This window comes from Shewanella sp. Iso12, from assembly GCF_012030025.1.
GTDB classification, from domain to species: Bacteria; Pseudomonadota; Gammaproteobacteria; order Enterobacterales; family Shewanellaceae; genus Shewanella; species Shewanella algae.
The window spans coordinates 103,962-130,679 of the sequence record NZ_JAAUHW010000015.1 but is presented as its reverse complement, the minus strand read 5'-3'; the positions used below and the strand labels follow the sequence as shown (position 1 = coordinate 130,679).

Below are 26,718 nucleotides of genomic sequence, written 5' to 3'. Positions count from 1 at the left end.
TCAAGCCTGTGCGAAACATCAAAAAGATCTGGCTGTCCTGTCTTTTTCCTGTCTTTTTCTGGTTATTAGTCCAACAGCAGTTTAAATTCTATAAACTTAGATATATTAGGATAGTGCTCGTTTAATTTCTTTTTGAACTGCATTTTTACAGAAAGAAAAAGCTCAATAAATCTAGCCCAATCATAGGCAACAATCTTATTTTGGCGTGCCATTGATACGAATAATTCACTTTCACTGCGTGAAAAAGATAGGGATTCGCCAGAGAGTTGAAGACTAAGACATTCCTCAAAGAAACGCTGACCAAGCCTTCGCCTCAACATTATGTCTACTTCAACTATAAACTCTAACAAGTAGATGTTAATATAAAAGTCACTGTCTTCACCTTCAAAGAGTATCGTCCCTTCAGTGTAAAACGCTAGCTCATCCCCATAGCAATCAAAATCAGGCTCAGTGCTCCAACTTTTAGCATCAAAATCCTCATAGAATGAATCAATAATCATTTTGAAGCCTCCACTTGCTCTCTCATTTTAACTGCATCATTTGACTTAAACGAGCCATCATCAGGCGCAATTGTAGTTACAACCTCGACATTTTGAATATTTACATTGTTTGGGCCAGCCTCGATTCCAGCCTCTGAAAGCATACTGACTACCTCCGACTTAAGGGCGTTATGGGAAAATATACAGGACATCCTAAACACTTTCTGAGCAGCAAGGAAGGTCGTTGCAGGGGGCAGTCTCTGATAAATAACGACAGTTTTTTGGAAATGAGACTCTCTGAGACGCTCACTTTCGGAGGTTCATGCAGAATTGTCCTTGCCAGGCCTGTTTCTGCAAAGATCACAATCGAAGGGATGCATTTGCTCCAAGACTTTCTGCCGTCACAGCGGCTATCAACTTCGCCCAAGAGCAATGCAGGAACCAGTGCTAAATTCAGCTGCCGAATCAGGGATTCGACAGCATTTCTCAGGCTGTGCCGCCGACCGTCAGACGGTCCAGTTTAAGCGTTGGCTGCCCAACCCCGACCGGGACACTCTGGCCGTCTTTACCGCAGACGCCGACGCCTTTGTCGAGTTCAAGATCTGTGCCCACCATGGAGATCTGCCCCATGGCTTCCGGGCCGTTGCCTATCAGGGTCGCGCCCTTTACCGGACTGGTGATCTCGCCGTTTTCAATCAGGTAGGCTTCAGAGGCCGAGAACACAAACTTACCCGAGGTGATATCCACCTGACCGCCACCAAAGTTGGGGGCGTAGAGGCCTTTTTTCACCGACTTGATAATATCTGCGGGCGCCGACTCTCCGGCCAGCATATAGGTGTTGGTCATCCGCGGCATAGGCAAGTGAGCGTATGATTCGCGGCGGCCATTCCCGGTGGGCTTTTGCCCCATCAGACGGGCATTGAGCTTGTCCTGCATATAGCCCTTGAGAATGCCGTTCTCAATCAGCACTGTCTTGTGCGCCGGGGTACCTTCATCATCTATGGTCAGCGAGCCACGGCGGTTTTCCAGCGTGCCATCGTCCACCACAGTGACCAACTTGGAGGCCACCTGCTGGCCAATCTTACCGCTGAAGGCGCTGCTGCCCTTACGGTTGAAGTCACCTTCCAGACCGTGGCCAACCGCTTCATGCAACAAGACTCCGGGCCAACCTGCGCCCAGAACCACAGGCATTTCACCGGCAGGGGCGTCTATCGCCTGCAGGTTGACCTGTGCCTGACGCACGGCCTCGCGGGCAAAGGCAAAACACATGGGCAAGCCGTCATCAGCGGCAGCCATCAGGGTTTGATAGTGGTGACGACCACCGCCACCGGCACCGCCCCGTTCACGGCGACCGTTTTCTTCGAGGATCACAGAGCAGTTGAAGCGTACCAGCGGCCGGATATCCGCCGCCAGAGTACCATCGCTGGCAGCTACCAGTATCTCTTCATGCACTCCGGCCAGGCTGACCACCACTTGAATGATGCGGCTATCCAGGCTGCGGATATAGGCATCCGCTTCCTTGAGCAGGGCAATTTTACGGCCCTCTTCCAGTGCCGCTATCGGATCTTCACTCAGATACAGCGCCTTGGCGCCGCGGCGCTTCCAGGCCTGAGTTTGATAGCTGCCCCCAGTCTGGGCTATGCCTCTGGCGGCATCGGCGGCGGCAGCCAAGGCTTTGGGGGTTATCTCATCGGCGTAGGCGAAACCTGTCTTTTCACCACTGATGGCTCGGACACCGACACCACGCTCAATATGAAAACTGCCTTCCTTGACTATGCCATCTTCCAGCACCCAGGTTTCATGACGGCTGCCCTGAAAATAGAGATCGGAAAAATCCACCTGGTGTTGGTGGATTCGCTCCAGGTAAGTTTGCAGATCGTCGAGGTGCAGTCCCTCTTGCAGTAAACTCTGTCCCACTTGGGTTAAAAATGGCATTGGGTCTCTCTCAATCCGGCCCTGTGGCCTTGTTGGTTATTTCCGCTTACCGTCGCCCAGTTGCGGCGGCAAAAATCTATTGTGTGTCTCTACGGGCATGGCGCTGCGCACCCGCGCTAACTCGGCCTTGTCCAAACGCGCCTGCACCCAGCCTGTGCCTTCGGCCTTCTGCGCCAGAATGCGTCCCCAGGGGTCGACTATCATGCTCTGGCCCCAGGTCTCGCGGCTTCCTTGATTATGCTGGCCCCATTGCGCCGCCGCCAGTATAAAACACTGGGTTTCTATCGCCCTGGCTCTGAGCAACACTTCCCAGTGCGCCTCGCCTGTCACCTTGGTAAAGGCCGAGGGCAAGGCGATGATCTCGGCGCCTTGCAAACGCAGCGCCCGAAACAGATCCGGGAAACGCAGATCATAACAGATAGCCAGGCCGATGCGGCCAAAAGGGGTATCTACCACGCTTATCCGCTCACCCGGGCAAAAGGTATCGCTCTCGCGGTATTGGCCTGTACCGTCGGTCACTTCCGCGTCAAACAGATGCAGTTTGTCGTAGTCGCCAAGTACCTGCCCCTGATCATTAAACAGATAACAGCGGCTGTAAACCCGGCCATCGCCACTGGCTACCGGAATAGAGCCGGCCAGCAGGAATACCTGAAATTGGGTGGCAAGTTCGGCCAGCTGCCGTTTGAGCGGGCTTTGCCCAGGCTCTCCGGCCCAGGCCAACTGCATGCTCTCATGGCCGCCGAACAGCAGGCTGCACTCGGGCAGCACCACGAGTTGGGGTTCATTATCTTGACGGGGAAGAGTCTCAAGCTGCGAGACGATAAATTGCAGGTTCTGTTCCGGCTCGCGGCAACTCTGACACTGTAGCAGACTGACTTGCATGTTCGACTTCCTGTTTCACTGGCACTTCTGTCTTGGGTTCACTCGGCGATTTGAGCGGCAGCGGCGTGACTTTATCGGCTTGAGGCAAAGGTTTTTCAGTCTCAGCGCCACCCTCTTCAACAGCCCTCTCTTGGTCGCTGTTAAGCACTTTGGCTTTGTTGTCCTTGGCTTGATCGCCTTGGCCTGCATCCGTGGCCGCAGGCTCATCGTCCTGCACTTGAGTCTGTCCTTTCCCAGGCGCCGACTTGGGTTGCCGTGGCAGTGCTGACTCAGGGATCTCTATCTCTTTGCTCTTTCGCTCCAACTCTTCCAGCTTGGGCTCTGACATGGTGCCGGTCAAGCGGAAACGTATCTCTGAAATAATCTCAATCACAGGTTCCAGCACCTTGGTCAGGGCAAAAGCCCCCAGGCCCATGGTCCAGGCGCTGGTACTGAGCAGCACCACAGTCGGCACGCTGGAGGCCAGTTGCGGCACAAAGCGAATATCATAGTTGAGGCTCTCGGTAACCAGATCGGTATAGCCGCGCACCTTCATGTTACCGGCAATGGCGTCCATCTCGGTATTGGTGGTCTTGAGCACCCCGTTCTCCAGGGTCAGATCGCCGCCAAAGGAGTTGTAATACAGGCCCTTGCCAAACACATCGGTAAAGTCCAGTGACAACTTGCGTAAAAGCGAGTCCAGACTGAACAGGGAGAAGATCCGCGCCCCCTTGTCACTGAGCTGTTCGATATGCCCCTTGCCGAGATCGAAACGTACTTTACCGCTGAGACTCTCCAGATTAAACGCCAGCGGCGCCCCCAGCCAGTTGAGCTCGGCCTTGACCTCCAGCGGCGAGTCTTTCACGCCGGGATCCAGTCCCAAGCGAGTAGCCAACAGATCAAATTTATCTCCCTTGAGATTGAGTTCAACCTGGGTCCGGTTGTTACCGTCACGGCTCAGCCATTCACCCTTGCCCTGCAAACTGGCATCATCGCTGCTGAGCGCCAAGGTCTGGATCTGATAGCCCGTCGCAGACGGGCTAGCTTGCAACAACAAACGCCCCAGCGCCATATCCTGATAGCGGAAATCATCCACCTCCACCGCCAGCGGCGGCAGGTCACTGCCCTGAGGCAGACGGGTTTCAGGCTCGGGCTCGGATTGCGCTTTGGAATCGGGCTCAGCCGCTGCTGCCGCTATCGGATTTAGATACAGGCGCGATGCCACCAGCTTCAATCCCTGGCTGTACCAATCCGGGTAGATCTCTACCCGACCGGAAAACTCCGGCGACAGTCCCTCTATCTGCCAGGCATGCTCTCCGGGGCGGGCACTGAGTTGCAACTCGGTAAAGCGCTGCCCCAGTAGCTCAAGCTGTTTCACTCTGGCCTCTATCCCCTTGAGCGGAGGGAAGAAGGCCTTGTCGGCTGCAATGCTTGTGGTGTCGGCCGTGCTCTCGGTTTGAGTCTCTGCCTGGGTCTTAGCTTGAGTCACGGCTTGAACTGCTGTTTGGCTCTCGGTAGCTGCCTTTTTGTCATGATTGCCACCGCCGATAAAGGCGTTGATCAGCGGCTGCCACTGGGCAAAATCCACCTCATCCAGGGCCAGCCGTAAGTGACCATCCTGTTTTTGCAACTGATCGCCGCTGCGATAGAGGCGCCCCAGCAGCAGGTCATAGTGTTTCAGGCCCTTACCTGAATCGGCGTCAAAGCCACCCCAGAATTCGGCCTTATCCCCCAGACGCACGCCCAGGGAGCTGGTCTTGTTGTCACCAAGCAGCTCGGCCTTGAGCGTCAGCGCCTGCCCAGATGCCTTTTGATAAGGCGGCGGCAACAGCAACTCTGTCTGCTTGAGATTGGCATTAACATTGGCTTGAATTCGATAGCCTATCTCATCAAAGATCAGCTTCAGATTCCCCTGCCAATCCAACGCGCCCTGATAAAAATCGCTGAGAGGATTGTCCAGCTCGGACGGCAAGTTAGCGAGGTTCCACTGGCCCTTGAGCCTGGCATTGAGCCCCATATTCTGGTTGACCTTGCCGGTATCAAAACCAAACTGCAACGGCTGGCCAAACAGGCTGGCACTCAAGCCTTCGCCCTTGACCACCTCGTTATGAAAACTCACCTTGCCGCTGACCTTATCGAGCAGCACCCCGGGCTCACGGATATAAACCGGCACCCCGGCAAACTGGACTTCGCCCAGGATCTGCTCCTCTTCGCCTTCATAGAGCGGAATACTGAGATCCAGCTTGCCACTGACAGGCCCCTGAACCTGCACTACATCCAGGGTGATACCGACACTGTCTTTAAGCGGCGAGCGCTGCAACACCTCAGTAGCATCCTTGCCTTGAGTCGCCAGTTGCGCCTCGACCCGCAGCAGACTCCGGTGATCCATCTTGGGGATATAGACATGGGCGCCATCGGCGGCCACATTCAACAGTTTGCCCTTGTTGACCCAGAGATCCATCCGGGCATTTTCAAACAGCGCCTTGAGACTTAAATCTGTCACCGCCGGCCAATCCGGCTGGAAGGCATATTCGGCATGGGTCAGATTGAAACCAGCCTGAAATACCCCGGAATGATCCTGATAGGGAAATCCGGCCAACTCACCGTGCCAGACCACGGTGGCATCATCGCTGCGACCGGCCTTGATGGCGCCTTCCAGATAAGCGGCCAGCGACTCGCCCATGGCATGGCGCGGGAAATAACGCCCGGCATTGGCGGCGTTGAGCAGTTTGACCCGGGAAGACAGCGCCAGGTGTGGCTTGTCGGCCAGCAGCAAACGCATAGAGGCGTCCAGGCTGATGTCGTCATTGCCCAGATGCAGTGCCGGCAGCATCAGCGCTTGCCTGTCGATTGAGAAGCCCAGCTCAAAGGCATCGGCGCGAAAACTGAGCGGTGCCTTGAAACCATCGCCAAAGTCCAGTTTATAGTCCTGGCTAGGCAGTGCTGCGCTGAGGAAGTTATCCCTCCATCCCAGGGAGAGATCGATTGGCGTGCTGCCGGGAATGGACTCGGCAGGCTGCCAGCTAACCCGCTCCAGCGCCACTTTGGCCTGCAGTTCACCGTCCTTGGGGCGATAGATAGCCAGAGGCCCGAGCTTGCCCTGAGGCTTGAGTTGCTGCCAGCTATAAAGGCCTTCCAAAGGCATGCCGGGAATAAGCGGCAACAGCGGCAACAGGCCATCGAGTTGCAATTCATTGAGTTTGCCGTAAAGCACCCCGGCGGTTTCCATGGCATGGAACTCCAGCTTGGGCCAGGGTTTGTCATTGGTTGCCAGTTTGAGCTCACTGCTGTCCAGGCGCCAGCCGTCGGCTATGGGCTGCCAGGCAATCACACCGCCATCTATGGCAAATTTCTGCGGCTCATCTCTGAGTGACCAGCGCAGCCAGCTGGGCAACAGCTTGATCACCCCGGATTCCAGGCCGCGGTTGGCAAAGCCGACCCAGGCCTCCAGGTTGACCACCCCCTCCAGCGGCAACTTGGCCTGTGGGTTATAAGGGTTGGGTTGGCGCGAGGCCCACTTGCCGAGATCCAGCGACTGCGCCTGCAGATAGGCCTGGCCCTTGATGCTGCCAGGCTTGTAGCCATCGCCCTTGAGATCCAGCCTTAGAGTGAGTTGTTCGGTCGCCGTTGCCTGCTCATCCAGGTAGAGAGCGCCGCGGCCCTGGTGCAACTTGCCACTATTGCGCCAACTGAGGTCCCGCAGATGAATGGGGCGATAATCATGGCTGCTGGACAACAGCTGCACACTGGCATCGCGGATAGAGAAACGGTCCAACTGCTCCAGCAGCAAGGCATAGAGCCAGTCGATATTGGTGGCAGGAGCCGGCTTGCTCACAGCCTCGGCTGCGCCGGTCGATTTCTGCCCCAGATGGTCCAGATCCAGCGCCAATTGCACCCCGTCGAAGATCACGTCTTCCACTTGCGGGCTGGCGGTCATCAGGCTCTGCCAGAAATCCAGTTTGACATCGACCTTGTCGACCATGAGTGTCACCGGCAAACGCTCCTGCGGCGGTAACACCAAGTCCTCAACCGTCAGCGCCGGGCCGAAAGCCTGCCAACGGGCCGACAGATTGCCTATCTTGACCTCGACGCCATATTCGCGCTCAACATAGTCGGCCAATTGCTGCTTGGCTTCATCCAGTTGCGGCAACAGCCCGCGGATGAGACTCACCATCAAGGCGAATAGTACCAAGGTCACGGCCAAGGTGCGCCAGCAATAGCGGCCGAAGGTTCGAGGGCAAAAAGACAGCCGCACTAGACCATCACCACATCATATTTACTCTGCACATACATGGGCTCGCAGTGAATGCGAATACGCTTGCCGATATAGACTTCGAGCTCGGCCACCAGGTGGTTCTCGTCATCGGACAGGCAGGCGTGTACCGCAGGGGCACAGTAAATCAGGAATTCATCGGCATCATAGGTGCGGTTGAGGCGGATGATCTCGCGGAAGATCTCAAAGGAAACGGTATCCACTGTTTTCATCGAGCCGGTACCACGGCAGGCAGGACACTCGCCACAAAGCACATGTTCCAGGCTCTCGCGGGTGCGCTTGCGGGTCATCTCCACCAAACCCAGGCCGGAGAAACCTGAGATATTGGTCTTGACTCTGTCATTGGCCAACGCCGTGGCCAGGCTGTTGAGCACTCTTTGTTTATGCTCATCCTGCAGCATATCGATAAAATCGATAATGATGATGCCGCCCAGATTACGCAGCCGCAGCTGACGGGCAATCGCCTGGGTTGCTTCCAGGTTGGTGTTGAATATGGTTTCTTCGAGGTTACGGTGGCCGACAAAGGCTCCTGTGTTAATGTCCACAGTGGTCATGGCTTCTGTCTGGTCGATGATCAAATAGCCACCGGACTTGAGTTCCACCTTACGCTCCAGCGCCCGCTGAATCTCATTCTCCACATCGTAGAGATCGAAAATCGGCGCCGGGCCACTGTAGTGTTCTATCTTATCGGCAATTTCCGGCATGAACTCCTGGGCGAAATGCAGCAGCTCCTCGAAGGTGTGGCCCGAGTCCACCTGAATGCGGTCGAGCTCGGCACCAACAAAGTCCCTGACAATTCGCACCGGCAAGGCCAAGTCCTGGTACAACAACGTGGCCTTGGGCCTTTTGCGCCGCTCGCTGACCTTGGCCCACACCCGCCGCAGGAAGGCGGCATCCTGCGCCAGTTCATCTTCACCTATGCCTTCGGCCGCGGTGCGAATAATAAAGCCGCCGTCATCGTCGACAAAAGGCAGGGTAATCTTCTTCAGCCGCGCCCGCTCCTCTTCGGAGTCTATTCGCTGGGAAACGCCCACATGGCTTGAGCCCGGCATAAACACCAGGTAACGGGAAGGCAGGGTAATGTCTGTGGTCAGCCGCGCGCCTTTGGTGCCCAGGGGGTCTTTGACCACCTGCACCATGATGTCCTGGCCCTGACGTACCAGCTCGGCAATATCACGCACCACGAAGTTGCCCTTTTCCACATCGGCAACACACTCTGTGTGCGGCACTATGTCCGAGGCATGCAGAAAGGCCGCCTTTTCCAGGCCGATATCGACGAATGCCGCCTGCATCCCGGGCAAAACCCGACTGATCTTGCCCTTGTAGATATTGCCCACTAGGCCGCGCTTCATACGCCGCTCGATATGCACTTCCTGCAGGACACCGTGTTCTACCAATGCGACTCGCGCTTCCGTGGGCGTCACATTGATCAGCAGTTCTGACCCCATCTTCCGCGGAGCCTTGCTATTGACTGTGCGACTGGTATTCACGATTTACCCTTGTTGGATGTTAATTCATTGATTTTATCGGCTGGCGGGCGTTAAAGCTGCTAAAAATTCGTCAGTTTGTGTAAGCGAGCTTACAAACATCCGGCCTTGTGCAACAGCGACCGGGTTTCGGCCATGGGCAGGCCCACTACCGCAGAATAACTGCCTTCAATCTTGGCGACAAAGCTGCCACCCAGCCCCTGAATGCCATAGGCTCCCGCCTTGTCCATGGGCTCGCCCGAAGCAACATAGGCCTGAATATCGGCATCGCTCAAGTCGCAGAAGTACACCTGGGTGACCACCATAGCCGCCTCTGTGTGCTTGCCATCGGTCAAGGCCACGGCAGTCATCACCTGATGACTGCGGCCACTTAGGCTCTTGAGCATGGCGCAGGCATCGGCCTTGTCCACGGGTTTACCCAAAATTCTGTCGCCCAATACCACTATAGTATCTGAGCCCAGCACTAGAGTATCAGACCCTTCCTGATGTTCAGGGTTCCCGCACCACAGGGCTAAACCTGCTGCAGCCTTCTCTTCGGCCAAACGGCTGACAAACTGCTCCGGGGTTTCCCCGGCTTGATGACTCTCGTCGATATCGGCGGGCAGGATCTCAAAACCAAAGTTCGGATTTCCCAGCGCCAGCTGTGCCAAAAGCTCGCGGCGTCTGGGGGAGGCTGAGGCCAAAATCAGCGGCATATTAACGTACCTTGTAGTGGCGCCTGATGCGGCGCAGTATCCAGAAGACCCAGGGCCAAATAACCAGGCTGGACAGGGAAGGCAGGAATAGCTCCATGGTGAAATGCGCCCCTGATACCACAAACTGGGCCCAGAAAATAATCAGATGATAGAAGCAGATCAAGCTGGCGATCACCAAAGACTGCTGCCACATGGGGAAGTTACGCAACTTCTGAAAGTGCAGTACCACCACATAGATCACCAGGGAAATGGCCAGTGCGCGGATCCCCAGGGTAGCCCCCAGTAGAATATCCAGTAGCACCCCCAACACCCAGGCGGTGAGAATATTGTATCTGTGGGGCAGCGCTACGGCCCAATAGATCATCACCAGCACCAACCAATCGGGGCGCCAGGCGCTGAACATTTCCGGTACCGGCATGATCTGCAGCAGCATACCCAGCAGCAGGGTCAGCCATACCGCCAAACGGCCATTGGCATTTTCCAGACTCATGATTCGGCTCCACTGTTGGCGTCGGTTGCAGCCGGCTCTTGTGACTCAGGCTTGGCGCCGGGATGGTCTTCAGGCCAGATAAGCAGCAGATAACGGATTCGGTCCAGGGCCGCCAGCGGCTGCGCCGTGACCTTGAGGTAACTCTGGCCATCGTCCCGGGAAACCGAAATCACCCGCGCCACCGGATAACCTTCCGGGAAGCGGTTGCCCAGCCCGGAAGTCACCAGCAGATCGCCGACCTTGATGTCGGTACTCTTGGCCACGTGTCTGAGTTCTATCTCATCGAGTTCGCCTATGCCGTTGGCTATCAGGCGCACATCGTTGCGGGTAATACGCACCGGCAAGCCGTGTTTGGGGTCGGAGAGCAGCAACACCCTGGCGGTGAGTTCGCTGACCTGCACCACTTGGCCGACAACCCCCTGGGCATCCACCACAGGCTGACCGACAAACACACCGTTGCGGCTGCCGTGGTTGATCACCACATAATGATGGAAGGGGTCGCTGGCCACTTCCATCACCTCGGCCACCATCTTGCGCGAGTCCATATGCACCGGAGAGCCCAGCAGTTCACGCAGGCGTTGGTTTTCCTGGCGCAGGTGTTCAAAACGCTGCAGTCTTTCACTCATCAGCAGTTGCTGGCGCAAGAGTTCTTTGTTTTGCTGCTCCAGCATGTCACGGGTCGCCAAACTCTGGGCAGACCAATCCAGCAGCTCACCTGGCACATTGGCCAGGTACTGTAGAGGGCTCAGTAAGGATGCCAGCGACTGTCTCGCAGGTTCGAGACGATCATTGGCAACCAGCAGGATCACCGACATGACCACTGCCAGTGTCAACCTGAACTGATTTGAAATACCGCGAACAAAAATAGGCTTCATAGAAAAGCTAAGGCGGTAAGATACCGCCTGTGCTGGAAAGTATTAGTTTTCTTCTGAGAACAGGTCACCGCCGTGCATATCGATCATCTCCAGTGCTTTACCGCCGCCGCGGGCCACACAGGTAAGCGGATCTTCGGCGACCATTACAGGGATCCCGGTTTCCTGCATCAGCAGACGGTCCAGATCCCGCAGCAAGGCACCACCACCTGTGAGCACCATACCGCGCTCAGAGATGTCGGACGCCAACTCTGGAGGCGACTGCTCCAGTGCTACCATCACGGCACTGACAATGCCCGACAGCGGCTCTTGCAGCGCTTCGAGTATCTCATTGCTGTTCAGGGTAAAGCTTCTCGGTACCCCTTCGGCCAGATTACGGCCGCGCACTTCAATCTCCAGTACTTCATCGCCTGGATAAGCCGTGCCGATTGTGTGCTTGATGCGTTCGGCTGTGGCTTCACCAATCAGGCTGCCGTAGTTGCGGCGCACATAGTTGATGATGGCATCGTCAAACTTGTCACCACCGATACGCACGGAAGAGGAGTAAACCACGCCGTTGAGCGAGATGATGGCCACTTCAGTGGTACCACCACCTATATCCACCACCATGGAGCCTGTGGCTTCGGAAACCGGCAGTCCGGCCCCTATGGCGGCTGCCATTGGCTCTTCAATCAGGTAAACCTCACGGGCGCCGGCGCCCATCGCTGACTCCTTGATCGCGCGGCGTTCAACCTGAGTGGCACCTACAGGCACACACACGAGTACCCGAGGGCTTGGGCGGAAAAAGCTGTTGTTGTGCACTTGCTTGATAAAGTGCTGCAGCATCTTCTCGGTCACGTAGAAGTCGGCGATAACCCCATCTTTCATTGGGCGGATGGCCTGAATATTGCCGGGGGTACGTCCCAGCATCTGCTTCGCCTCAGTACCGACTGCGGCCACGGATTTCTGCCCAGAGCTGCTTCGTTCGCCACGGATGGCGACCACGGAAGGCTCATTCAATACAATGCCTTCTTCACGAACATAAATGAGAGTGTTAGCTGTACCCAAATCGATCGACAGATCGTTAGAAAAAATGCCACGCAGCTTCTTGAACATGTAACTAGCCTGTATTCTGTGGAGTCAGAAGAAATGAAAATCAGCTAACTTTATCAATGCCTCCGGCATTCCACAAGACTCGCGGGGTTAACATTCGCTAATCCGTGAGGGTTTTTGGCATATATCTGTAAAAGCTGTCGGAATGCGCTGAGATAAAGTTGCCAAAAGCTTGGATCATGCCAATCCCTTGACATGATTTGTGTGCTTATTAAGCAAAAAGGGTTTGCACCAGCATAAAGAGTCCGGCAGACAAAACTATGGTCATAGGCAATGTCAGTACCCAGGTTAACAGGATCTGTTTGATAGTATTTTTTTGCAGCCCGGAGCCGTTAGCTACCATGGTGCCGGCCACGGCCGAAGACAGGATATGGGTGGTGGATACCGGCATGCCTGTCATACTGGCGATACCGATAGAACCGGCGGCGGTCAACTGCGCGGCTATCCCCTGACTGTAGGTCATGCCACCGTTACCGATTTTCTCGCCAACCGTGTGCACAATCCGGCGCCAGCCCACCATGGTGCCGCAACCCAGAGCCAGGGCAACGGCTACTATGACCCATAGCGGCGCATATTCGGTCATGGCGTTAAGCTGACCACGCCAGTGCTTCAATTGAGTAGCCTCGGCGCCAGGCAAGGGCTGCTTGGCCAACTTACGGGTGCTGTCATCGATACAAAGGATCAACTGCCTGGCTTGCCGGCGCTGTTCCTGGGTCAACTCTGTTACTGTACTCCCTTGCTCAAGGAGCCTATCCAGGCTTTGCATCGAAGCTATGGCCGAGTCCTGACAGCGACTGTCGGCGGCGTGCTCACCCAGGTTAGCCACCAGCTGCGGGTTGCGCTCATACAGAGCCATGATGCGCCGGTTGGCATCCTGAGTCTTGTCCATATCGAAACCCTGGCTGTTCAAGTCCAGGGCAAAATAACCCGGCGCCATGCAGATAAGCACCAACATCACCAGACCTATGCCCTTCTGACCGTCGTTGGAGCCATGGGCGAAACTGACCCCCATGGCTGAGGCTATCAAGGTAATCCGGGCCCAAAATGGCGGATGCTTCTTGCCGTTGACCGCCATCTGCTCTGCCGGAGTGCGATGCAGTTTGGGCTTACGCCAGATACGTTTCATCACCAACAGCAAAATCGCCGCCAGAATAAAGCCCAGGGTTGGAGACAAGAGCAAGGAGAGCATGATATCTATCGCCTTGCCGGTATTGATCCCATCCAGCGGCGATTGGCCGTTGAGCCAGGCATAGGCGCCACCGACCCCCATGATGGAGCCGATCAGAGTGTGGGAGCTGGAGGCGGGAATACCGAAGAACCAGGTACCCAGGTTCCAGACGATGGCCGAGAACAGCAGGGAGAACACCAGCAACAGGCCTTGGGAGGAGTCCATGTCCAACAAGAGCCCGACCGGCAGCAGATGCACTATGGCGTACGCCACACCGAGCCCCCCCAGCAACACCCCGGCAAAATTGAACAGCGCCGAGGCCAGCACAGCGCCTCTGGCCGGCATGGCATTGGTATAAATCACAGTGGCTACCGCATTGGCGGTGTCGTGGAAGCCATTGATAAACTCGTATGCCAACACAAAAAGTACAGCCAGGATCAGCCCCAAAGACCAGATCCACCCCAAACCCGCAAGCGCTTCCAACATAATTTAATCAGCCAAATACAGCAGAGGCTGTCGATTATGCTCAATGTGAGTTGAAGACAAAGTTAAATTATCTACATCTTGGCGCTTTAGTGATTTGCTTCACACTGTTGTTATTCGGCTTCAGTTAACTTCCCGCCAACTGATGATCCTGTCGTTGCCGCGATAACGGCCAAAGAAGGCACTGGCTCTGGGGTCGCTAAGTGTGCCGTCATTAAGCCCATTCCAATTCCAGTACCACTGCAACCATTCGGGCGTCTTGAGCGGCGCCGTCACCTTGCCGCGATAGCCGGAGCTTCCGAGCGCACGCCACAAGAGTTCAAACTCGCCGCCAAAGGCGGTGACTGTGTTGCCGCCGCTGGCGGAGCGGCTAATACTCTGCCCGGCACTGAGCGCAGGTTCATAGTGGTAACCCAGGGTGAGTTGATCCTGTTGATATTCAAGCGGCGTGTTGAACACACTGCAGTTATCCAGGGCGTTCAAACGCCAGCCACTGCCATCCCAATACTCTGTCCTCGCCGCCATGCTCAAGATTTGGGTTTCCGGGCCAAAGGTATTGTCCAACAGCAAACGCCCATGACGCATCTTTTGGCTACCAAGACGCACGGCGCTGCAGCTGCCTGCCACAGAGCAGTCACCGCTGAAATCGCTTTGCATATTGCTGTCCAGCAGCTCGGCAATCTTGTCCGGATCCTGAATTTCCAGGCCTATATCCAAAAGCGGGAAAGGCCCGTCTGTTGCAACCGGGTCCTTGCGGGCAAACTTGAGTTGCCCTTGGAACTCAGCCAGGCCATCCACCCAGGTATCTGAAGTGATCTCGCCCCCCGAAACCCGGCTGTCCAACGCGACTCCGTCGAATTGATTGGCTGCCTGATAATGACTGTAAGCCTTGGCAAAATCACCGACATAATTTTGAGTCACTTGCCTATCCAGTGCCAAAGCGCTGACTTTATAACTGACTTCAAATGGCTGATCCATGTAACTGAAACCATTACAGGCCGGCAGCAAACTGGGTTCATCGACTCGGAAAAAGGCCGGCACAAAACGCCCGACGGGCATTATGGTTTTGCCGCTAGGTCCCTGCCAATAAGCGCTGCCCACCAGACTCGGGAAGGCCACACTGCCCTCGTAGGGCAAAGGCGCCGTGACGCCAAATTCAAACACCCCAACCTCACTGACCGCCTGAGCGAGCCGGTTATTCTCAGGCGTTTGCTGGTGCAGATGATCATACTGCTGCAGCTGCAGTTCACCGGGTTGACCTGAAGCCGGTGCAATCAGCTTATGCCATAAAGAGAGATCTGCCTGCTGATAGGAAGGTGTGGTGAGGTTTTTACAGAGATCGGCATTACCATTATCCGCCCAGGCCTTGGCACTGATGCTGAGTGGGAAATTTTCCTGCGCTCGCCGAAAAGGCGCACAGGAGGCATCCGCGGCCTGGCAGTATTGCTCTACCTCGACACAGAATCCCAACGGGAAGCTGACAAAATCATCAGCGCCATGCATCACCAGCCCGGCATCCCCTTCGCTGGTCGTTCCTCTATAGAGGATATTTAGCTCGACCCGACCGGCATCGGCATAATTGATATCGATTCGGCTTTGGCCTTGACTGTCGAAGGCCAAGGTCAGCGGTGTGGCGGCAGCTTGATTGCTGCCTATATCCTGCCAGCTCAGGGCGCCTGTCGGTTTCAGTTGCACCTTGGGTGAACCGACAACTGCCGACAGCGCCTCACTCCAGAACGAAAGCGTCTTGTTGGTACCGGCAAAGGCCGGTACACACTGGGCTGTGCCATCTGACTTCATAGCCTTAACAAGCACTCCTGTCTCTGGCTTGTTGGCCAGCTTATCTGCCACATCAAAAATGAAACCACTATCGGCAAAACTCAGGCGACAGGCGGCCGTACTCAAGGGACCGCTGCCTCTTCGGCAAAGGGTGTCACTGCCTGGGCGGGTGGCCGGAGTCGAGGAGGAAACCCCCAGTGTCAGCGGCGTTTGATCAAACTTTTGCAGTTGAATTTGGGTACTGCCACCGTTGAAAGTCACCGAACTTGCCGGTAACCAACGGCCGTTACTGACGGGGTTAGGGCTCAGATTGGCGGTAACAGTACCTGTGAAGAGCTCTGAGCAGCTGGCATTTTTACAGGCCCTCAAGGTGATGGGTTCGGCACGACAGGTAAAAGGTGCGCTGCTGTAATCAAACTCAAAATGATGAACCTGCTCACCCACTGCCTTGGAGTCCAAAGCACAAACCTGGAAATTGTCTATCTCATGGTTGTTGTTGGAACCGCCGGTAGAGCCGGTGAGCGACAGGTAAAAATCTGTCGGCACACTCCCTTGGCCAATAAAACTCCGGGCATTGAATGGGCTAACCAGAGTTTGGTAACCGGCACCTGTATCCCGCTCAACAGACACCATGGCCATGTTGGCCTGGCGGGAATCTACAGTAATCTTATACCTGTGCCCAGGAGCGGGGTAATAGCTGCTACGCACATCTATCTTGGGATAAATATTGGCAACTGTACCTGTCAGGTATCGATAGGAACCGGCCTGAGCGCCCCGAATAGACACGGCTTGACGGCGAAAGCCCGGGCCACCGACACGCCCTTCTGTGGGGTTGGAAAAGTTGCCGTATTCATCCAGTGCCACCCCCAACCAGCCACCGGCAAAACCCGGGGTACCATCATTACGCTGGGCATAACCCAAGGCGCCACCAAAACTGCCCGGCTGTGGCGTCACGGCCGCATCAGAAAGGATCACCGCCACACCATCACCGCCGGTACCACTCTGGGGCGACCAGGCGTAATAATCAAATTCAACTGTTACCAGGTTGCCTTCGGCCGGAAATAAGCGCTGATAGGTACTGGAGGTTGCCTGATTGCCTCGGGCAGGAGTCAAACGCAGACGCCCACCCACTATGCTGGGCGGCACTGAATTGCCCAGCACCTTGATGGCCCAATCATCTGCCGATAGGGAAGCCGAACTGAAGTCATCGCTGAAACACCCCAGCACTGGCGTTTGGTCATTACTGCACATGCCGCCAAAATCGGCGTCTTCGACTGCACCGAGATCAATATCCACATCCGAGTTACCGGTAATCACCAAAGCTCCCCCAGATGCCAGAGCGCCATCCAAGGACCCATTTCCAGCTATCTGCACTGCACCCTCGACATACAAGATCGCATTTATGGTGTCATGACCATTGATACTCAAAGAGTTACGCACATAGATGATCAGATTCTCGGCCTTTCCACCTGGGTTCAGAGTGGCATTGTTCAGCTCTAGGTCATCGAAATATAACCTGGTGGTCGTTGTTGTTGGATTCAGGAAACTGCCATGGGAGAAACTACCGCGATCAAAATCATAATCTCCCGGAGCCAGTGACTGTTCACAAAAAAGAGGGTCAAACCAACTTTGTCTACAAGTTAAATTACCACGGCTAGGAGGCAGATTGGCAGGCGGCACAAAACCATCATTGAAATGGTTCCCTGTCGGAGGGTCGGTAAATATATCACTGCACTGAGGCACAGCCAATGCCAGCGCGGGCAGGCCGCCAAGCAATATCCCGAGCAAGAGTAATATGCGACTATTCACGGGCTTCCACCTCCACAACCCGGCTCACTCTCAGGCATTGACTGTCATCTGCCGCGCCCACACCACAACTGCCACTCTCGCATACAGCCGTGCTGCGAATACGATACAACTTGGCACTGCCCGGGCTGGTGTCCTGGCTTAAGGTATCGCAACTGAGCTGTACATTGCAGCCGTGAAACCCGGTCACATCCGGCGCTGTCCAGCTTGAGCCCACGGCGGCGCAGCCGGCAGTGCCACCGCTTAAGGGAAACAGCCTGGCCAGGGCCGCATCGGCGCCGCTGTTGGCAGCGTTGAGCGCCCTTAAGCCCCAGACTTCCAGGTTGACGCTTTCATCGGCGTCGCCGCCAACCCGCAACAGAGTCACGGCCAACAGCGACATCACCAATATTACAAAGATGGCTATCACCAAGGCGCTGCCGCCCTGATGCTTTTGCGCATAACAGTGATAATTTCGACTAAGGAACATTGATCACCTGCACTTGATGTTGATACTGAAAATGCTCTCCGACGACCGAAAACTCTGGCCGCAATTGCACTATGGCGTTGTTGACCAGAGTGGCCGGCAACAGCTGCACCGCCGGGTTGGTGGCAATATCATTGCTCAAGCCTTCGGCCATCAAGGCTCCAGAGCCCATAGTATCGGGCAGAGGTTGACCGGCATGATAACCATAGTTGCTATAACGGCGAATGCTGCCATCCACCGAAGAAAAACAGTAGCTGACAGGTTGCCCGGCCACATAAAAGCGCTTCGCCGGTGAGGCTTCGGCAAAATTAACCGCAGCGGCAAACTGCAAGGTCAGCTGTGAGCCATTGAGCACCACCTTATCTATGGCATGACGCTTGTTGCTGCCACTGCCATAAATCTCCGCATTGGTCAGCGGGTACACCAATAGCTGTTCACCGGCCGAAATAGCCGTTGCCGGCGCAAACACTGTGGCAGTGTCCGTCTGGACATCCGGCGCCAGTGGCAATGACAGATAGCTGCCGCTGGCACTGATGGGCAGAAACTCCAAACACTGCAGCTGAGAGCTGGACTGCAACCTGAGACTGGAAGGCACGGCATTACGCAGCTCCCGGCTCAGTCGCTCCATCACGAAACGACTGCTGCCCAGCACTCTGTTGACGGCGGTAGAATCCACAAAAATACGGGTACCAAAGATAATAAAGCTGCTGACACCCACCACCAGAATCCCCAGGATAAGGATCACTGTGACCAACTCCACCAAGGTAAAGCCCTTGGCGAAACCTTGTCCTTTGATCTGTATGAATCTCTTACCCTGCCTGCTGCGCATCAGAAATTACTCCTCAGCACGTCGTAACGGATAGCTTCGCCCGCAGGGGTAGTTACCGTGACAGTCACCAGCTTGCTGTTGGCTTGATACTGGGATACCTGGACGCTGAGACTGTACCCAGGGTAGTGACTCAGGTAACTCAGGCTGGAATTAAGCATCAGGCTCTGCTCGTTAAGGCCATGGTAATCGTCGATATCGTCAAACTGATCCCGACTCTCACCATCCGGGCCATAATCGCTAACCTGGGTACAACTGACACCACCCAAACCGTCACAGGCGGGCAGGCCACCGTTGGCGCCGCTATGCTCATCATAACGCTTGCCCCAGATTTCATTGATCACAGCCTGAGCCAACTCGGCGCTGCGCACTCTATGCAGAGTCTGCGCCGCGTGATCGCTTTGGGGAAACAGCACGCTGGTCAACAGCACCAGGGCGATACCGAGTACCAACATGCCGATCACCAGCTCTATCAGGGTGAATCCCCGCGCTTCAGCCCTCATGGATATAGCCCTCGGACTCTATGGCGATAGTCAGGGTTTCATCGGCGACCACAGAGAGGCAGGCGCCACTGCAGGCAAGGTTGGTGCGGCCCAAAGCATCGAACTGAATCTGAAAACTGTCAGCACCGTTACTTTGAAGCAGTATCCGGGTATTACGCGGCAGACTTTCGACGCTATTACTACGGATGACGCTCGTACAGTCCTGGGTCAAGTGGCTGAGTTGATAGGCGCTGTTGCTGATAGAGAGCCGATAGCAACGGTCGGGATTATTGAGTGCCAACATCTGGGTCTTTTGCAACTCGGCAATCAATTCCTGTCGCAGCGTCCAGGCGCTGTAACTGCTGGAGGATACCAATTTTGGCAGCACCACGACGGAAAGTATGGCCAGCAACATGATAGTCACTACCAACTCCACCAGAGTAAATCCCCGGGTGCCTGTCCCCTTGGTCACAGCCATATGATTTCCCGCCAATTCCATACTCAGTCAAGTATGGCAAATAAGCCCAATAGTTTGAATCCTGACGTAAAAAAGGCCTGCTTGGCAGGCCTTTTCAGCTACAGGCTATTAGCAACCATTGTCTGTCAGTGTAATAGTGGGTAATGCTCCGACTGCTGTAGGTGCTACGTAAACAATCTTACAGCTGGCTGCCGGATTGGCGACATCGGCTGGCGCACCGCGTTGCCAAATAGTCACCTGCCCATCAGTAGTTCCATCGATAACCCAGTCATTCGAACCCGTTGCCGTTGGCGAAGTGCCGGCATCAAACCGAGCATCCATTCCTGCCTGAAATGCAGCTTGACTCGCGGCCATATAGCCAAAAACGATGGCGACATCATCGGTAGTAGCAGTCGTACCCGCGATATCCACAGTGGTAGAAGGCTGCTTTTCAACTCCGGCCAAGGCGGCTTTGGAGTAAATCAAGCTGTTGGCTCCTTGAATCGCCCCTTTCATTCCTTGCAGGGCCGAAGCTCTGGCATCTGATTGCAGATTGATAAACTTGGGCGCTGCTACCACCGCCAGAATACCGAGAATTATGATCACCACCACCAGTTCAATCAGGGTGAAACCTTGTTGTCTTTGCATAGCGCTTTCCTTTGGTTCAAAAAATTCAATTCAATCAGTTGCTGAAACTCAATACCTGGCCAGTACCCGGGTTATAGGTAATTCCCTTGGCGCCTGTGGTGTTGAGATCCGGTGCCGGTGTCGCCACACCCGAGCTTTGATTCAGCACCAGAGATGCCACCTGATGGTAGACGCAGAGATCCAGCCCGGTTACCACAGTGCCGTTAATGGCTGTGGCGCTTGCACCTGCTCCTTCCAAGGCCCTGACGGTATAGCGTTGATCTCTGGCATCGGCACTGTAAAGCACATTCTTGGGTGCACTCTGCAGCACGGTATTGAACACTTGCTGGCAACTGGCATCATCCATGGAAGTGGCCGAGGTATTGCCAGTACCGGTCGGATAGCCGAAGCGGGTATCCAGAGACACTGTCGTACCATCGAGGATCACCGAGTTGTTACGGCGACCATCGACCTCCCATTGGGAGCGCACAAAACTGACTGCAGTGGCGAGGCCACCTGTTACACCTTCGAGACTGGCATCCTCGGCATCATCTGTCACATTCAAAAAACGCGGAATAGCGGTTGCAGCCAGCAGGCCCAGGATCACTATCACTATCACCAGCTCGATTAACGAGAAGCCTTGCATCTGTCGTTTCATCTAGGTTTCCTCCACCTGTTCGCCACTGATTTTAGCAGTTCCGTTAAGATAAAAAACCAACTCGGTCAATAATCTGTATCAGCTGTCAAAAAAATGACCCTGCCGGTGTCCATTTGATAACTCAGACTCTCACCGGCAGGGCTCATATAGCGGCAGCTTTGATCCTGGTGGAGAAACTGCACCCGGATAACGGCCTTATCCGGCATGCCTCCCAGAAGCTGTTGCCAAAGAGCTACACAGCCGCTGTCATCCCGGCTGGGCGCCTGTGGCCAACCGGCCTTATTCATAGCCAATTGACCTGGAGGCTCTGGTCGTTCCAGCGTCTGCCAATCCAGTTGCATCTGTTCAGGGCGTCCCAGGCTCAGCCACTGGGATCTCACCATGGCCAATACATTCAGCAACCTGTGGTGTTCAAGCTGCAACCCTCTGGCCGACACCTGATCCACGGCTGAAAAATAACGTACTCCCAACACCGCCAGAATGACCAACAACAGCAGCAGCGCGGCCAGTCTGGCGAAGGTTCGCAGCAGATCTTCCTCGGCCTGATGCTGGCTTGGCATCAGCGGCCTCCCTTGACCACATTAAGCATGTCCCACATAGGCAGATAGATACCCAGGGCCAGGATCAGCACCACAATGGCCACTATGCCGATCAAAATAGGTTCCAGCCTCGCAGTGAGGTTCTTGAGGTCATAATCTACCTCACCTTCGTAAAAATCGGCGGCATCATTGAGCAGTTGATCTATACGGCCGGTTTCTTCCCCAACAGCAACCATCTGCAACACCAGGGGCGTAAACAACTGACTCTGATTGGAAACCCTCAGCATGGATTCCCCCGCTTCGACCCCGCGGCGCATGTTGACGATTCTGTCGTGCATATAGCTGTTGTCTACGGCATCGGCCACCAAGCTGAGCGCCTGAGTCATTGGCACTCCGGCCCCCAACATCATGGCAAAACTGCGGCAATAACGGGCCAGAGTCGAGCGTTCGATTATGGAACCCACCGCTGGAATATGCAGTTTCCAACGATCCCACTGTTTTTCGCCCTTCTCGGTTCTATGCCAATAACGCACCCCGAGTACAGTTACCACCAACCCCACCAGCATCAAGGGCCAGTAATTGACAAACAGGTTGGAGGTACCGATAAGCAGCCGGGTCGCCCAAGGCAATTCGGCACCGAAGCGGGAAAACATTTCGGCGAACTTGGGGATCACCATAATATTGAGGATCACCAGTGCCAGTGCAACCGCCAACAGAACAAACATGGGATAACGCATGGCAGACTTGATCCGTCTGCGGGTTTCCTGCTCCCGCTCGATATAACCGGACAACTGTAGAAAGGCATCTTCCAGTTTGCCCGTGTTCTCTCCCACATGAACCATGGAGACGAACAAGGCGTCGAACACATCCGGATGGTGGTTCATTGCCGACGACAGCGGCCGTCCGGCGGTCAACTGTTCAGAGACATCCTGCAATGCCTCTTTCATCCGTTTGGAATGGGTGGTTTCCGACAGCCCGGCAATGGCTCGCAGAATAGGAATGCCGGAGCGGGTCAGGGAGTACATTTGCCGGGTAAATATCTGCAGCTCATCCAGGCCAACCCTACGCTTGAGCAAACCTTTGAGACTGAGATCCGGGCCAGGCTTGAGCTCAACAAGCTCCAATGGGATCACGGCTCTGGCCAGCAGCAGATCGGCCGCCACGCTCTCTGAAGCAGCATCCAATTGTCCCTTGACCTGTTCACCGCGGGCATCCCGGCCCCGATAGGCATAGAGCGGCATAATCAGACCTCATCCCGTTCCATCATCTCGGCCGCCAACGGCACTTGAGACTCGGAGACATCTTCCACCAGCTTGGCGACCTCTTCTATGGTCGTCAGGCCGCTGCGTAAATATTCCAGAGCCGATTCAGCCAGCGGGGTAAACTGCTCGCTGGCGTAAGCGGCACGGGCAAACTCATGGGGATTACCGCTGCGCATCGCCTCTATCATGGTTTCATCCAGTTCGAGGATCTCAAACACCCCTATACGACCGCGATAACCTGTGCCGGAGCAGCTCTGACACCCTGTGCCCACTCTGAGCCTGGCATCGGAAAAGTCGCGCTTGCTGATACTCTGGAGCCAGACCCTGTCCTGCGGCGTGAGATGATAATCGGTGGCGCAGTTCTTACACACCCGCCGCACCAGGCGCTGGGCTATGATGACCCTGAGGGCACTGGCCACCAAATAACTGGCCGCCCCCATATCAAGCAAACGCAGGGCACTGGTAATGGCATCATTGGTGTGCAGGGTCGAGAGCACGAAGTGACCTGTCAGGGCACCGCGCAAGCCGATTTCGACGGTTTCCTGATCCCGCATCTCCCCCACCATTATGATGTCGGGATCCTGGCGCAGTGTGGTGCGCAGTACATTGGAAAAATCCAGGCCTATCTTGTGATTGACCTGCACCTGGTTGATCCGCGGCAGTTGGTATTCCACCGGATCTTCCACGGTAATGATCTTACTCTCAGCCTTGTTCAGCTCACTGAGAATGCCGTAAAGAGTGGTTGTCTTACCCGAACCTGTAGGACCTGTGACCAACAACATGCCGTGGGGGCGTTTTATCTGCCGCCGTACCCGCTCGAGAATATGCGGCGGCATCCCGGTTTCATTCAGGGTCAAGAGCCCTGCCGATTGGTCCAGCAGCCGCATCACCACAGACTCGCCGTGATAGATGGGCATGGTAGACATACGCACATCTATCTGATGGCCTTTGATTTCAATATGAAAACGGCCATCCTGGGGCAAACGTTTTTCCGAGATATCCAAGCCGGCCATCAGCTTGAGCCTGAGCACCAGCGCTGCGGCAATATTGACCTCTTTGAGCACGTTTTCCTGCAACAGACCATCCACCCGCTGACGGATCCTGAGCGACTTGTCTCCGGGTTCAATGTGAATGTCCGAGGCGCGGATCTGTACTGCATCCTCGAAAATCGACTGCAACAGCTTAACCACTGTGGTTTCGTTGTCGCTGTCACCTTCGGTCAGACTGGCGAGATCGAACTGATCATCGGCGGCGTACTCCTCCTCCAGCTTGCCGGCCATCTGGGCAATGTGGCCGGTGCGGCGATAGAGGTTATCAAAAGCATCGAACAGCTGCTGTTCCTTCACCACCGCCAGTTTCAGGCGTCTTGGTGCCAATAGCACATCCAATTCATCCAGCGCCTGCAGATCGGCAGGATCGCTCATGGCCACCAGCACAGAATCCTTGTCGGCTTCAATCACCAGAGCCCGAAAACGCCGCGCCTGCACTTCGGACAAGAGGTTGACCACCTCGGCAGGAATGGGGCGTTTGCTGATATCGATAAAGGGAATATTCAACTGATGCGAGAGAAACTGCAGCAGCTGCTCCTCGCTGATAAAGTCCATGTCTATCAGGGTGCGCCCCAGCTTGCGGCCGGTTTGCTTTTGTTGTGACAGCGCGTTTTGCAGCTGCACCTCGCTGATAATCTGCTCCTGTACCAGGAGATCACCGAGGCGCATTTTCAACTTGGGTTTCACTGGCGGCCTCCTATCTGGGCGAGTCGGTTTTCTATGTAATCACGGGCATCCGCGGACAAGCCCTGGCGCTTGAGTGCTTCCTGGTAACTGGCCTTGGCAGCGTCATAATCACCACTCGCATCCTGGGCATAGGCCAGCCCCAACCACCAGCGTCCCTGAGAGGCATCCTGCCGGATCAGGCTAAGATAACTTTGTTGTACCAAGGGCCAATCCTTGAGGCTTTGGCCAATTTCCGCCTGCAGCAGCCATTTCTCGCGCCCAAGCTCGCTGCCATCGGCTATCTGTTGCAAACTGGCGAGCGCCAGAGGTAACTCGCTGCGAGCCTTCTGCACCCGGGCCAGCAACAACCAAAAGGTCGGTTGCTGCGGATAGCTTTCGGCACCTTGACGCAGCAGTACTGCCGCCTTGTCCAATTCACCGCGGCCATAAAACAGCGCCGCCAGCTCCTGGCGGGCGTTGTGATTGGCATCATTCAAACGCAAGGCTTCGGCATAGGCCGACATTGCCTTGTCCAACTGCCCCAGTTCCTTAGCCTGTTGTCCCTGTTGTAATTTCTTTTGCGACAGCTCTGCCGGGGTCAGAGATACCTGAGTCACGCTCATTTTCGCCTGGCTTGGCTTGGCACCCCCAGATGTGGATTGGGTTATCCTGCCGCTCTCATTGGGGCTGGGCTTCTGATCCAAGCCTGACTTTTCATTGCGACCAGGTCTTTCTATTTGCACTGACTGAGCCGGCTCTTGTCCAGCCTCCAGCCCGAGCGGCTCTTCCTTGACTGCCAAACGTTCGGCAACAGCACTGGTTTCAAGGCTGTCATCGGCCCGGCTTGATTTTAAGTTGCCTGTTTCTGAGCCATACATTTCCGGGCTTTTTGTTTCAAAGGCTGAGCCTTGAGCATTCAAGCCCGTATCAGGAGCTTTGGATTGTTCACTTGGAGCCAGGCTCTTGCTGGGAAGTTGCAGCGCCGAGTTCTGCGCCTCAGGCTCCAAACTTAATCTATCGCTGCCATCGGCAGCGCTTGAGACTACTTTCGGCTGCGGTCGATTACGGCCCGTGGGCCCCGGCTCATACGGCACGGTCTGCGATGGCTCTGCTCGGCTTCCGCTTTGGTTTGCAGCTTGGTTTAGGGTTTGAGAAGCGCTTTGACTGCCACTTCCCAAATAACCGCCCAACCATAACCCCAGCGCCAATAGAGAGATGCCAAGCAGCGTGCCACCCAGCAGCAACCACCAGGGATTAGCCGCCGCTTGACTGGCCTGCCCCGCCGGCACATGAGCTAAGTTGTGGGGCTGCTGGCGTTTATCCAGGTCCTTGAGCATCTGATTGACCACACTCATAACCAGACTCCCTTCATGGCATAAACCCCGACCGAGGCGCCGACTGAAGTAAGGAGCAGTGCCAGAGTCGGCCAAAGCCAGCGCCAGTTCGAAGTACGGGAAGCATCTTCGGTATCCTTGATGGCGCCCTTGATATGCGCCGTTTTCACTTGCTGTTTGCCTTCACCGAAACAGAGCAGCAGCGCCTTGTGCGCCAAAATATTCACCAATCTGGGGATCCCTCTGGCAGCCACGGCGATACGTTTACTGTCTGCAGCGCTGAATAACGCCGGCCCCTGATAGCCGGCCACCGCCAATCTGTGGCGCAGATAGGCATAGACTTCATCCCGGGTCAGCGGCCGCAAGCGATAGCTGAAGGTGATCCTCTGGCGTAACTGTCGAAACTCTTGCTGCGCCAGGCGCGAATCCAGTTCGGGCTGGCCGAAGATCACCACCTGCAGCAACTTGCGGCTCTCGGTTTCCAGATTGGTCAACAGCCGCAAGGCTTCAAGACTCTCATCCGGCAAGGCCTGGGCTTCATCGAGCAACAAAACAATATTGAGCCCCTGGGCACTGAGCGCCAGCAGCTGCTGCTGGATAAGACCACTGAGTTGCTGCTGATCTTTAATATCATTCACGGCAATCCCCAGCTCCTCGGCAATCGCCAGTCTGAGTTCTGCCGGGGTCAGATAAGGATTGGGCAACCAGGCGCAGCGAAACTGCTGCGGTAACTCGTTGAGCAGTTTGCGGCACAGCAATGTTTTGCCGGTTCCCACTTCGCCGGTGACCTTGATAAAACCTTCACCGGTTTGCAGCGCCACCTGCAGCACCTGCAAGGCCTCCACATGGGGAGCCAACCCCAGGAAAAATCCTGTATTTGGGGTCAGGGCAAAAGGCATGCTCTGGATGCCAAAATGCTGCAGATACATAGA

General features: G+C 55.5%; 22 protein-coding genes. All 22 read right to left on the bottom strand.

The window, feature by feature from the left end; translation table 11 throughout:
* Window positions 1-65: 65 nt before the first annotated feature.
* The gene (locus tag HCX89_RS20195; protein WP_025012165.1) at window positions 66-500 is read right to left on the bottom strand and encodes a hypothetical protein; all 435 of its coding nucleotides are present in this window, start codon (window positions 498-500) and stop codon (window positions 66-68) included.
* A gap of 465 nt (window positions 501-965) precedes the next feature.
* Complete coding sequence (gene tldD, locus HCX89_RS20190) at window positions 966-2,414, bottom strand: metalloprotease TldD (RefSeq protein WP_028781336.1); 1,449 nt, start codon at window positions 2,412-2,414, stop codon at window positions 966-968.
* 36 nt (window positions 2,415-2,450) lie between these two features.
* A complete protein-coding gene (locus HCX89_RS20185; protein WP_028781337.1) occupies window positions 2,451-3,296 on the bottom strand; it encodes a carbon-nitrogen hydrolase family protein in 846 nt (281 codons plus the stop codon).
* Window positions 3,220-7,530 (bottom strand): YhdP family protein, encoded by a 4,311-nt coding sequence (locus tag HCX89_RS20180; protein WP_167717177.1) that lies wholly within the window; start codon window positions 7,528-7,530, stop codon window positions 3,220-3,222. The genes HCX89_RS20185 and HCX89_RS20180 overlap by 77 nt, the downstream gene beginning before the upstream one ends.
* Window positions 7,530-8,996, bottom strand: coding sequence for a ribonuclease G (gene rng, locus HCX89_RS20175; protein WP_044735291.1), 1,467 nt, complete (start codon window positions 8,994-8,996; stop codon window positions 7,530-7,532). The genes HCX89_RS20180 and rng overlap by 1 nt, the downstream gene beginning before the upstream one ends.
* Window positions 8,997-9,127: 131 nt before the next feature.
* A complete protein-coding gene (locus HCX89_RS20170) occupies window positions 9,128-9,730 on the bottom strand; it encodes a nucleoside triphosphate pyrophosphatase (protein ID WP_025888280.1) in 603 nt (200 codons plus the stop codon).
* A 1-nt stretch (window position 9,731) separates the two neighbouring features.
* Window positions 9,732-10,220, bottom strand: a complete 489-nt coding sequence (gene mreD, locus HCX89_RS20165) for a rod shape-determining protein MreD (RefSeq protein ID WP_025011856.1) — start codon at window positions 10,218-10,220, stop codon at window positions 9,732-9,734.
* Complete coding sequence (gene mreC, locus HCX89_RS20160) at window positions 10,217-11,095, bottom strand: rod shape-determining protein MreC (RefSeq protein ID WP_039034090.1); 879 nt, start codon at window positions 11,093-11,095, stop codon at window positions 10,217-10,219. Before mreC ends, mreD begins: the two co-directional genes overlap by 4 nt.
* A gap of 42 nt (window positions 11,096-11,137) precedes the next feature.
* Complete coding sequence (locus HCX89_RS20155) at window positions 11,138-12,187, bottom strand: rod shape-determining protein (protein ID WP_025011854.1); 1,050 nt, start codon at window positions 12,185-12,187, stop codon at window positions 11,138-11,140.
* A 208-nt stretch (window positions 12,188-12,395) separates the two neighbouring features.
* Window positions 12,396-13,838 carry an inorganic phosphate transporter gene (locus HCX89_RS20150; protein ID WP_101058391.1) on the bottom strand — a complete coding sequence of 481 codons (1,443 nt, stop codon included), beginning with the start codon at window positions 13,836-13,838 and terminating at the stop codon, window positions 12,396-12,398.
* A 120-nt stretch (window positions 13,839-13,958) separates the two neighbouring features.
* A complete protein-coding gene (locus HCX89_RS20145) occupies window positions 13,959-17,423 on the bottom strand; it encodes a DUF6701 domain-containing protein (protein WP_167717175.1) in 3,465 nt (1,154 codons plus the stop codon).
* Window positions 17,416-17,889: an MSHA biogenesis protein MshP gene (locus HCX89_RS20140; RefSeq protein WP_096141120.1), complete on the bottom strand. Its 474-nt coding sequence runs from the start codon at window positions 17,887-17,889 to the stop codon at window positions 17,416-17,418. Before HCX89_RS20140 ends, HCX89_RS20145 begins: the two co-directional genes overlap by 8 nt.
* Window positions 17,879-18,715, bottom strand: coding sequence for a PilW family protein (locus tag HCX89_RS20135; protein ID WP_167717173.1), 837 nt, complete (start codon window positions 18,713-18,715; stop codon window positions 17,879-17,881). Before HCX89_RS20135 ends, HCX89_RS20140 begins: the two co-directional genes overlap by 11 nt.
* Window positions 18,715-19,215: a prepilin-type N-terminal cleavage/methylation domain-containing protein gene (locus HCX89_RS20130; protein WP_045282604.1), complete on the bottom strand. Its 501-nt coding sequence runs from the start codon at window positions 19,213-19,215 to the stop codon at window positions 18,715-18,717. The genes HCX89_RS20135 and HCX89_RS20130 overlap by 1 nt, the downstream gene beginning before the upstream one ends.
* Window positions 19,205-19,672, bottom strand: coding sequence for a Tfp pilus assembly protein FimT/FimU (locus tag HCX89_RS20125; protein ID WP_167717171.1), 468 nt, complete (start codon window positions 19,670-19,672; stop codon window positions 19,205-19,207). Before HCX89_RS20125 ends, HCX89_RS20130 begins: the two co-directional genes overlap by 11 nt.
* Window positions 19,673-19,780: 108 nt before the next feature.
* Window positions 19,781-20,299, bottom strand: coding sequence for a prepilin-type N-terminal cleavage/methylation domain-containing protein (locus HCX89_RS20120; protein WP_093983822.1), 519 nt, complete (start codon window positions 20,297-20,299; stop codon window positions 19,781-19,783).
* Window positions 20,300-20,333: 34 nt separating this feature from the next.
* Window positions 20,334-20,936, bottom strand: a complete 603-nt coding sequence (locus tag HCX89_RS20115; protein WP_028781345.1) for a type II secretion system protein — start codon at window positions 20,934-20,936, stop codon at window positions 20,334-20,336.
* Window positions 20,937-21,001: 65 nt separating this feature from the next.
* Window positions 21,002-21,496, bottom strand: a complete 495-nt coding sequence (locus HCX89_RS20110; RefSeq protein WP_096141125.1) for an MSHA biogenesis protein MshF — start codon at window positions 21,494-21,496, stop codon at window positions 21,002-21,004.
* Window positions 21,496-22,716 carry a type II secretion system F family protein gene (locus tag HCX89_RS20105; protein WP_045282601.1) on the bottom strand — a complete coding sequence of 407 codons (1,221 nt, stop codon included), beginning with the start codon at window positions 22,714-22,716 and terminating at the stop codon, window positions 21,496-21,498. Before HCX89_RS20105 ends, HCX89_RS20110 begins: the two co-directional genes overlap by 1 nt.
* A 2-nt stretch (window positions 22,717-22,718) precedes the next feature.
* Complete coding sequence (locus HCX89_RS20100; protein ID WP_144224387.1) at window positions 22,719-24,473, bottom strand: GspE/PulE family protein; 1,755 nt, start codon at window positions 24,471-24,473, stop codon at window positions 22,719-22,721.
* On the bottom strand, window positions 24,470-25,807 hold the full coding sequence (locus tag HCX89_RS20095; RefSeq protein WP_167717169.1) for a lipopolysaccharide assembly protein LapB: 1,338 nt from the start codon (window positions 25,805-25,807) through the stop codon (window positions 24,470-24,472). The genes HCX89_RS20100 and HCX89_RS20095 overlap by 4 nt, the downstream gene beginning before the upstream one ends.
* Window positions 25,804-26,715: an ExeA family protein gene (locus HCX89_RS20090; protein ID WP_167717167.1), complete on the bottom strand. Its 912-nt coding sequence runs from the start codon at window positions 26,713-26,715 to the stop codon at window positions 25,804-25,806. Before HCX89_RS20090 ends, HCX89_RS20095 begins: the two co-directional genes overlap by 4 nt.
* Window positions 26,716-26,718: the final 3 nt, after the last annotated feature.